Below are 2,343 nucleotides of genomic sequence, written 5' to 3'. Positions count from 1 at the left end.
CACAATGTCCGGATGTTTCATGAATGCCGGTCCGGATGCCCGTTCAGCCATTTGAAGGAAGGAGCATAATCATGCTGTCACATTGCCTTCGCGATATGCGCACCGAGCTTGAAAAGGTCTCGTTCCGCTCCGGAGCTACCGTCGAGTTAACCGCCGCAGAGGTCCAGTCTTACATTCTCGCTCTCATCACATATGAGCGCATGGTCCGTCAGATGGAAAAGCAGCTTTCTGCGCTTCCCGCTGCGCAATCTGCGCCCTGCGACGTTCTCCCCTTTCCACCCCGCACATTCAACCGTCCGCAGCTGACCGTCATCCATGGTGACGGCGGTGATGTGGCCTGATTAAAGAGGAATGCATCATGGCCAAGGCCAAGAAAACCAAATCCAAGGCTCTCCCACGTGTCCCACAGTCGCGCGAGGATGCCGTATGGACCATCGGTCGTATCGGAACACTGCAGCGTGAAATCGCGGCACACAAGGCGGCTGCAGATGAAGTGATCCGTTCTGCCGGGGAGAAATTCGACAACGATGTTGCTGATCTGGCCGAGGAGCTTGCGCAGCATGAAGACGGTATTCGTGTCTATTGCGAAGCAAACCGGATGAAGCTCACAGATGACGGCAAGGTCAAATATCACAATTTCGGCACTGGAACGGTGAAGTGGCGTTTACGTCCTCCGAGCGTGAAGCTCAAAGGCGTTGAGTTGATTATCGAACAATGCCGCAAACTCGGCTTTCTTGCCTTTCTCAATGAGGAAACCAAGATCAACAAGGACGCCATGCTGGCTGATCCAGACAAGGCGCGGCTGGTTGCTGGTGTTTCAATCTCATCCGAAGGCGAGGATTTCGTCGTGGAGCCAGCCGAACTCGAAACCGCTCAGCCAGTGAAGTGAGGCGCAATCATGTTGGTTACAGAACGCCAGAACCGCCTTTTCAATGTCCAGGCAAACGTGGTTGCGATCTATCCCTTGCAGGGACAAGTCACCGAATACGTTCCTGATTGGCTCAAAGACTTCATCGACTATCTCAATGATCACGATCTTGATGATCCCCTCTTTGACGCACTCCCCGCATTGAAAAATCTTGTCGACCAAGAGGATTGGCCGGAGGAAAGCGATTTTCTCGACGCGCTTCAATATAGCGATCAGAAGGGGTTTCTCTTCTACGGCGAATGGGAAATGCGGACATACATTGATGCAAGCAGCTTTTATGGAGGTCCAGGCTGCCGAAGGATGCGCTGGGTTTATGCCGACGACATCGACGCTGGTTTTGCAGCCATCATCGCTGCGGCAGAGGCGGATCATGAACGCCAGAAGGCCAAGGCAGGTGCGGCATGAGCAATCATCCTCAACCTGCCACTTGGACGGAAGAGCGCAAGAGCGCTGTTGCTAATCTCCTGCGCGAAGGTTTGTCGGCCGGACAGATCAGCACCCGCCTTGGCGTCAGCAGAAATGCAGTCATTGGCGTCATCCACCGCGACAAAACACTGAGCGAGATCGGGCTTGTTCGCGGTGCCGACCGCGTGAGGAAACCGAAGGCGGAATCGTCACCTTATAAATCCGGCCGTATGAAAACAGCTGCTCGGTCTCCAGCTCGCCAGTCACAGCCCGCGCCGGTCGTCGTCGTGCCAGTTATCGAGCCGGAGCCAGTGTTTATTTGCGAGGACGTTGCCGAGATCGAAACGCCGATTGATCCGCTCGGCCTGCCGTTATCGGACCTAAACCTTCGCCAATGCCGGTTCGCGGTCAACAACGCAGCCAAGGGCGAGCAGCATCTGTTTTGCGGCCATCCGGTGAAAATCGGTTCCAGCTTCTGTGATCATCATCACGGTCGCGTATTTGTACGTCCGTCGAAGGCAGGTGCAAAATGAAGCGTCAAATTGCCGACCTTCCCGAAGTCTTCGGTATTTGTTTGCAGCACAACTGTTTGATTGTCACTCCCGACGGCGTCGAACTGCATTCAGTGCCGTTAACCGTCGACAGAAAGGCCTTTCTCAAAGAACTGATCGACAATCGCGAGCGCCTTCTCAACGAGAAGAAGTTCAGTTTCAGGATCAAGCGATTCATTAGAGTGAGTATTTTTCAGGTCGCTTCTTATCTGATCAATCAAACCCGAAACGTCCTCCGGCGATGGTTTGGTGGCAAGCCAGCGCTCAAGAATGCCGCGATTGATTGCCAGATAAGCAAGAGTTGTGACGAGCAAACCTCGATCGATTTCGTGCACAATGAATTCCCCCTGACCGTTTCAGATCAGCAACTTCCATCTGAGTCGAAGAGGCGTGGCAAGGCAGGTGTAGCATGAGGACCACCGCCGCCATACACGTTGCGAAAAAGCAGCTGGACCTTGA

General features: G+C 53.9%; 5 protein-coding genes. All 5 read left to right on the top strand.

The genetic code is table 11. The features are described from left to right. The first annotated feature begins 71 nt into the window (after nucleotides 1-71). The 5 genes from KWJ32_RS27905 to KWJ32_RS27885 are packed head-to-tail and all read left to right on the top strand — an operon-like array spanning nucleotide 72 to nucleotide 2,297. Nucleotides 72-341: a hypothetical protein gene (locus KWJ32_RS27905; RefSeq protein ID WP_151691383.1), complete on the top strand. Its 270-nt coding sequence runs from the start codon at nucleotides 72-74 to the stop codon at nucleotides 339-341. Nucleotides 342-358: 17 nt separating this feature from the next. After that, nucleotides 359-889, top strand: a complete 531-nt coding sequence (locus KWJ32_RS27900) for a host-nuclease inhibitor Gam family protein (protein WP_151691382.1) — start codon at nucleotides 359-361, stop codon at nucleotides 887-889. A gap of 9 nt (nucleotides 890-898) precedes the next feature. Beyond that, nucleotides 899-1,333, top strand: coding sequence for a hypothetical protein (locus tag KWJ32_RS27895; protein ID WP_176588470.1), 435 nt, complete (start codon nucleotides 899-901; stop codon nucleotides 1,331-1,333). Continuing rightward, nucleotides 1,330-1,866 carry a GcrA family cell cycle regulator gene (locus KWJ32_RS27890; protein WP_176588471.1) on the top strand — a complete coding sequence of 179 codons (537 nt, stop codon included), beginning with the start codon at nucleotides 1,330-1,332 and terminating at the stop codon, nucleotides 1,864-1,866. Before KWJ32_RS27895 ends, KWJ32_RS27890 begins: the two co-directional genes overlap by 4 nt. Further along, nucleotides 1,863-2,297: a hypothetical protein gene (locus tag KWJ32_RS27885; protein ID WP_176588472.1), complete on the top strand. Its 435-nt coding sequence runs from the start codon at nucleotides 1,863-1,865 to the stop codon at nucleotides 2,295-2,297. Before KWJ32_RS27890 ends, KWJ32_RS27885 begins: the two co-directional genes overlap by 4 nt. Nucleotides 2,298-2,343 lie beyond the last annotated feature (46 nt).

It is taken from the genome of Ochrobactrum sp. BTU2 (genome assembly GCF_024539785.1).
GTDB lineage: Bacteria > Pseudomonadota > Alphaproteobacteria > Rhizobiales > Rhizobiaceae > Brucella > Brucella anthropi.
The sequence above is the reverse complement of the archived record's forward strand: the minus strand, read 5'-3'. Positions and strand labels throughout refer to the sequence as shown.

What these genes read in the sequence shown, in the direction of transcription:
- KWJ32_RS27905 (WP_151691383.1), top strand. Translation starts at nt 72, where the DNA reads ATGCTGTCACATTGCCTTCGCGATATGCGCACCGAGCTTGAAAAGGTC.
- KWJ32_RS27900 (WP_151691382.1), top strand. Translation starts at nt 359, where the DNA reads ATGGCCAAGGCCAAGAAAACCAAATCCAAGGCTCTCCCACGTGTCCCA.
- KWJ32_RS27895 (WP_176588470.1), top strand. Translation starts at nt 899, where the DNA reads ATGTTGGTTACAGAACGCCAGAACCGCCTTTTCAATGTCCAGGCAAAC.
- KWJ32_RS27890 (WP_176588471.1), top strand. Translation starts at nt 1,330, where the DNA reads ATGAGCAATCATCCTCAACCTGCCACTTGGACGGAAGAGCGCAAGAGC.
- KWJ32_RS27885 (WP_176588472.1), top strand. Translation starts at nt 1,863, where the DNA reads ATGAAGCGTCAAATTGCCGACCTTCCCGAAGTCTTCGGTATTTGTTTG.